This window comes from Mesorhizobium sp. P3_A9 (assembly GCF_056402975.1).
Genome location: NZ_JBFUGJ010000347.1, coordinates 1 through 6020 on the forward strand (window position 1 = coordinate 1; position 6020 = coordinate 6020).

The window sequence follows — 6020 nt, forward strand, 5'->3', positions numbered from 1 at the left end:
ATGTCCTTTGATCCTGCGGCTTTGTCGCGGAGATCGAATTTGTCATGCCAGGGGAGAGCCTCAGCCAAACCGCTGCCATTAAGCGCCAGGAAAGCGTTGGGCGCGGTGGAATAGGGATCCGAAAATGCGGCCACTTCCGCTCGCTCGGGGGTGACGCCCATGGAGGCGATGATCGCATCGAATTTTCCGGCGTTCAGTGCCGGCAGCATCCCGTCCCAGTTCTGCGCGACGATCTCGCATTGCGCCTTCATGCGCTTGCACAATTCCTTGGCTAGGTCGATCTCATAGCCGGCAAGCGTGCCATCGGGGAGCGTATAGTTCCACGGCGCATAGGCGCCTTCGGTTGCGATGCGGATGTGGAGCGCGTCCTGCGCCAACGCCTCACCACAGGAGTAAAGGCCAGCCAGCGATAGCGCTGCCGCCAGGATGGTGTTTCTGATCATTTGAAGCTCCCTCTCTTGTTTTTGAAACGCCCGCAGCCTCACCGCCGGCGATAGGAAAAACCGATATCCTCACACAGGGCAGGCGGGGGTATCGATTTTTTCCGCTGTCGGCGAATGCCTATCCAGAACAGACTGGGGCAGGCTATTCGCTCGACTAGAAAGGAAACTTCCGACGCATTCCAATATGAAATGTTGCGCGGAATATAGCTTTTTCCTATAGGTTTTGCCTCAATCGAGCTGGGGGTCGCTGATGAACTACAAGCAGCTTGAAGCATTCCGGGCGGTCATGGAGGCAGGAACGGTGACCGGCGCGAGCGAGATTCTGCACATCGCCCAGCCTTCGGTCAGCGCGCATATCTCGAACCTGGAACATGCGCTGAAAATCCCGCTGTTCATTCGTCGGGCGGGACGTCTGGTTCCGACGGCGGAAGCCATGCTTCTCAACGAAGAGGTCGGGCGGATCGTCAAGGGAATGGGAAGGATACGGCGCCTGGCAGGAGATATCAGGCAACTGGAAGCCGGGCGGCTGATGATCGGTGTCTATCCGGCGCTTGCCAGCATCGTCTTGCCCCGTTTCCTGAAATCATTTGCCGGGCATCACCCGAAAGCGCGCATGAGCATCTTTCCGGCGGCCTCGCTGCGGATCGCGGAGTTGACGGCAAACAAGGAGATCGACATCGGCCTCATTCAGATGCCGGTGGTGGATCCAGCCATTGCCTGCGATCTGATTTTCCAGACGGAATGCGTCTGCGTGGCGCCGCTCGACCATGCATTCGCCAATGATAGCGTGATTTTCGCAGCCCAGCTTGAAGGTCAGGAATTCATCGCGCTTGGCCGCGAGGACCGCACGCGGCAGGATATCGAGCGTGTTCTGGATCATGCCGGCGTTGCCGTCGACCACCGTTTCGAAACGCCGTTCGCCGATACGGCGTGCGCGCTGGTCGCACAGGGCCTGGGCGTGTCGATCGTCGATCCGTTCTCGGCGGCACGATGGGCCGGTAAATTGACGATACGCCCCTTCAGCCCCGATCTTCTCTGCGACATCTACATGGTCAGAAACAGAGCCCAGGTTTCTTCCATGCTGCAGCAGGCGTTCGAGCGGGAATTCCGAACCGCGCTCGAGGAGAATGTGAGCGGAGGCATGCGCTTATTTTAAGGTGTGTTGATATTCAGGTGATGCCGGCCTGCAAATGGCGGCTCTCTGCGCTTCCGGTGCTCACGGACCCAAATGTCCGCTCCGCTCCGGTTCTCGCAAGCCACCATTTTCGGCTCGGCCTGATCTGAATCTCAAAACACCTTAGCCGGCTTAGCAATCCTATTTCAGCAGATCGACCAGCACGTCGAACGCCGCGTCGATGTCTGCGCGGATCGCGATCCGCACCGCCTCCTCATTCCGGTCGCGCAGGGCAGCAAACATCTGTTTATGGTACGTGTTCGCGGTCGAGTAGGAACCATGCAGCATGTTGAAATAGGGGCTGATCTGCAGCCATAGATCCTTGATGATCTTGAGCAGGGTCTCGGAGCCTGCCGCCCGGTAGATCGCGAAGTGGAAGGTGTAGTTCGCCCTGAGATAAGCCTTTACGTCGTCCGCGCCATTCGCGCGTTCCAGCGAGTCCAGATCGCGCGCGAAAATCGCAAGGTCCGCCTCACTGCGCTTCTGCGAGGCCCAGCCGGCAGCGATGGCCTCTATCTCAAAACGCACATTGCGCAAATCGGTGAGCCGCTCGCGGCTGAGTGCCGGAATACCGATCGAGCGCCCCGACACCACTGTCAGCGCGTTGGCGGCCGTCAGCCGCCGCAGCGCCTCCCTGACCGGCATCGGGCTGACGCCAAACGCGTCGGCGAGACTCTGCACCGTGACCATTTCGCCAGGTACGATGCTGCCGTCGAGGATCAGTTCAGTGACCTGACTATAAACCCTGTCCTGCAGAGTTTCCTTGGACAGTGGAACGATCTCGACACCGGGCTTCCTGAACGCCGATCCAGTCATCTCCCGTCAACCTTCCCGCGCAAAGGCTGCGCCATCACCCGTGTCCGGAATGCAAGGTTCCCGCCGCGGCGTCAAGCGCTGGCAATCGTTGTTTTGATACAAAGTGAATTCATCATTGATCTTTGATCAAATGATGTTAGGGTCATCGACATCGGATGGCGAGGGCTACGTTTCGTGTCCTCGGGAGGCATTCGGTCGTTCGTTTCGGGAGGAATTCACATGGGTATCGGATTGAAAGTCCGGCGGCTCGCGCTGCTGGCGGGCATGGCTGCTTGCGCCGTTGGCATGTCGGGCGCGCAAGCCGCTGAAAAGCACAAGATCTTTCTCAGCATGAGCTACATCGGCAATGACTGGCAGGCCGAGGCGGCAAACATGGTCAAGGCCATGGCCGCTCACAAGAGCCTTGCCGACAAGGTCGACCTGCAGGTCCAGGTCGCCGGGCCCAACGCACAACGCCAGATSCAGCAGATCAACGCCATGGTGCAAAGCGGCGCCGAGGCGATCGTCGTCTATCCGATCTCGCCGACCGCGCTCAATCAGGTTGTGAAGAATGCCTGCGACAAGGGCGTGAAGGTTTTTGCCTATGACGCCGAGATCACCGAACCTTGTGCCTACAATGTCCACATCGACCAGCTGGAAGCGGGCAGGGTAACCGCCGAATGGCTGGTCAAGAAGCTCAATGGCAAGGGTAACATCATCGCCATTACGGGCGTTCCCGGCACATCGGTCGACGACCAGCGCACCAAGGCCGCCAAGGAAGTCTTTGCCAAATATCCCGACATCAAGATTGTCGGCGAGGCTGTCGGCATGTGGAGCCAGGCAGTCGCCCGCACCGAGCTCTCCAAGATCCTCGCCACGCGCAGCTGGGGCGACATCAACGGGTTGTGGATGCAGGTCGGCTGCTTCACCGCCAACTCAATGCAGCTCGAGGCCGGCAAGAAGGCCAGCGAACTCCTGCCGTGCGCCGGCGAAGGCTCCAATGGCGGCCGCATCCAGATGCTGCCGGAGGGCACCGACGTCGAGGGTGCGGCTCCGCCCTATGCACCATCGGGCGCGCAACGCATTTCCTATGCCTCTCCACCATATTCCGGTGCGCTGGCGCTAAAACTTGCCGTCGAGGCGATCGAAGGCAAGGACGTGCCGAAGACCACGATCCTGCCGCTGCCGCTCGTCACCAATGAGACGATCAAGCTATGCGACGAAGGCACATGGGCGGAGATGAAGGCCGGCTGCAATGTCTTCAAGCCGTCGCTGGTGTCCAATCCCGGCTGGTTCGCTTCGATCTTTTCCGACCAGACGCCGGAGATCGGCCTGAACGCCGCGCTCGTCGGACAGCCGGAGAACTGAGCCTCCCAAGGCCAATCGCGACGATGCACGGATATCTTGTCCGTGCATCGTCGATCGGCGCCAATGCGTGGCGCCCAAAAGTGCGCAGCCTGCGATCGAGGATATGACAGAACAGCTCCCCGCCATCGAGATTGACGGTATCGGCAAGGCGTTCGGCGCGACAGTCGCGCTGGACGGCGTATCGTTCCGCATCGCGCCCGGCAGCGTCCATGCGCTGCTGGGTGAGAATGGCGCCGGTAAGTCGACACTGGTGAAACTGCTGTCGGGACTGGTGCGGCCGAGTGCGGGTCATATCAGGGTCTTCGGCAAGGAGATCGGCTACGGCGCGCCGCGCACGGCCCATGCGCTCGGCGTGCAGACGGCTTTCCAGGAGATGACCCTGGTGCGCGATCTCTCGGTCCTCGACAACATGCTGTTGCCCTACGCTCCCGTCGGCGTCTCCGGCCTGATCCGCCGCAATGCGGCCCGCAAGGCAGTCCGCAGCCACATCGACGAGCTCGGTTTTTCCGTCAATCTCGACGCGGAGGTGAGCGAACTCGAGCTTTCGGTGCGGCAGAAGATCGAGATTGCGCGTGCCGTCTACCGCAAGCCGCGCATCCTTTTGCTCGACGAGCCGACCTCGACGCTCGCCGGCCGCGATGTCGACTGGCTGGGCGACATCATCGCCAGGCTGAAGGCTGCGGGCACGACCATCGTCTTCATCACCCATCGCATGCGCGAGGTGCGCGCCTTTTGCGACACGCTGACGATCCTGAGAAACGGCCGCCACATCGTCACCGCGCCGGTTGCCGATGTCACCGACGGTGATGTCATCGAGAAGATCATCGGCCGCAGCATCGAGCAGACCTTCCCGCCCAAACCCGACGGCGCCCAGGCCTTCGGTCCACCGGTTCTGGGCGTGCGCGACCTCAAGGTCGGACGCAAGCTCGACGGCGCGCGCTTCGACCTTCGCCGGGGCGAGATCCTCGGCGTTGCCGGACTGCAAGGCATGGGTCAGCAGGATCTGTTCCTGGCCTGCTTCGGCATGGCCGAAATCATCCGTGGCGACGTCCTTGTCGACGGCCGCAAGGTCTGGCTCGGCTCGCCTGCCGATGCCTTGCGGCCCAATATGGCGATCGGCCTGGTGCCGGAAGACCGTAAATCCGAAGGCCTGTTCCTGAAACTGTCGGGCAGCCAGAACGCCACGTTGCCCGTGGTGTCGCGCTTCACACGCTTCGGCCTTGTCGATGCCGCGGCCGAGACCCGCTCCGTCGAGGAGGCATTCGCCACCGTCGAGGTCGACCGCCGCGCGCTGTGGACACGGGCCGGGGCTTTTTCGGGCGGCAACCAGCAGAAGATCGCCATTGCCAAATGGCTGGTGGCGCAGAGCCGCATCCTGCTTCTGTTCGACCCCACACGCGGCATCGATGTCGGCACCAAGCATGAGCTCTATGTGATGATGCGAAACTACGTCGCCGGCGGCGGCTCGATCCTGCTGCATTCGACCGAGATTCCCGAACTCGTCCACCAATGCGACCGGGTCCTGGTTCTCTATGACGGGCGGATCGCGGCCGAGCTCGAAGGTGACGCCATCACCGAGCCCGCCATCATGCGCCCGGCGCTCGGCCATGCCGGGGAAGAAGCCGCATGAGCAGCGTTTCACCTCCTGCTTCCGCTGGTTTCGGGTTGCGCCGAGCGCTGATGCGCAATCGCGGCGCGCTGATCGCCGCAGCCGTGCTTGCGAACCTGCTTTTCATCGTTGACGGGATCAGTGCCGGTCCGCTGACCTATTTCGACGTGTCGTTTCTGTCGAGCGGCGGCGCGACCTCGGCGCTGGCGGCGATCGGCCAGACCATCGTCATCCTGTCGGGCGGCTTCGACCTGTCCGCCGGCGCGGTGATCTCGCTGGTCAACGCCGTGCTGGCATCGAGCATGGACCCGATGGCGCCGGGCGCCAGCATCTTGCTGTGGAGCGTGGTCGGTATCGGCGTCGGCATGGCGGTGGGTGCCTTCAACGGCTTCTTCATCGCGGTGCTGCGCATGCAGCCGATCGTGGTGACGCTGTCCACCATGTTCATCCTGCAAGGTGTGACGCTGCTGGTGATGGACAAGCCCGGCGGCTTCGTCTCGCCCGATCTCGGCACCTTCTATCTGGGCGACGCGATCACCGGTTGGCTGCCGATGCCGCTGGTCGTGATCGGCGTCGTCCTGCTCGCCTGGTTCTGGCTGAAGGGAACCCGTTTCGGCACAGCGCTCTATGC

Annotated in this window: 6 protein-coding genes; 4 read left to right on the forward strand and 2 right to left on the reverse strand. The window is 61.8% G+C overall.

The window, feature by feature from the left end:
• Positions 1-443, reverse strand: a 443-nt coding sequence (locus AC1DX0_RS29350) for a transporter substrate-binding domain-containing protein (protein WP_477357913.1), incomplete at its 3' end; no start/stop codon positions are given.
• Positions 444-693: 250 nt separating this feature from the next.
• On the opposite strand from AC1DX0_RS29350, the gene AC1DX0_RS29355 reads away from it, so the two are divergent.
• On the forward strand, positions 694-1599 hold the full coding sequence (locus AC1DX0_RS29355; protein ID WP_477222289.1) for a LysR substrate-binding domain-containing protein: 906 nt from the start codon (positions 694-696) through the stop codon (positions 1597-1599).
• A gap of 159 nt (positions 1600-1758) precedes the next feature.
• Here the strand turns inward: AC1DX0_RS29355 and AC1DX0_RS29360 are convergent, their stop codons facing one another.
• Positions 1759-2433 carry a GntR family transcriptional regulator gene (locus tag AC1DX0_RS29360; protein ID WP_477222290.1) on the reverse strand — a complete coding sequence of 225 codons (675 nt, stop codon included), beginning with the start codon at positions 2431-2433 and terminating at the stop codon, positions 1759-1761.
• 219 nt (positions 2434-2652) lie between these two features.
• Between AC1DX0_RS29360 and AC1DX0_RS29365 the strand changes: the two genes are divergently transcribed.
• The 3 genes from AC1DX0_RS29365 to AC1DX0_RS29375 all read left to right on the forward strand — a co-directional run.
• Complete coding sequence (locus tag AC1DX0_RS29365) at positions 2653-3780, forward strand: sugar ABC transporter substrate-binding protein (RefSeq protein WP_477357916.1); 1128 nt, start codon at positions 2653-2655, stop codon at positions 3778-3780.
• Between the two features lie 103 nt (positions 3781-3883).
• Positions 3884-5410, forward strand: a complete 1527-nt coding sequence (locus AC1DX0_RS29370) for a sugar ABC transporter ATP-binding protein (RefSeq protein WP_477222292.1) — start codon at positions 3884-3886, stop codon at positions 5408-5410.
• On the forward strand, positions 5407-6020 hold a 614-nt coding region (locus AC1DX0_RS29375), incomplete at its 3' end, for an ABC transporter permease subunit (RefSeq protein WP_477357919.1). The genes AC1DX0_RS29370 and AC1DX0_RS29375, both read left to right, overlap by 4 nt.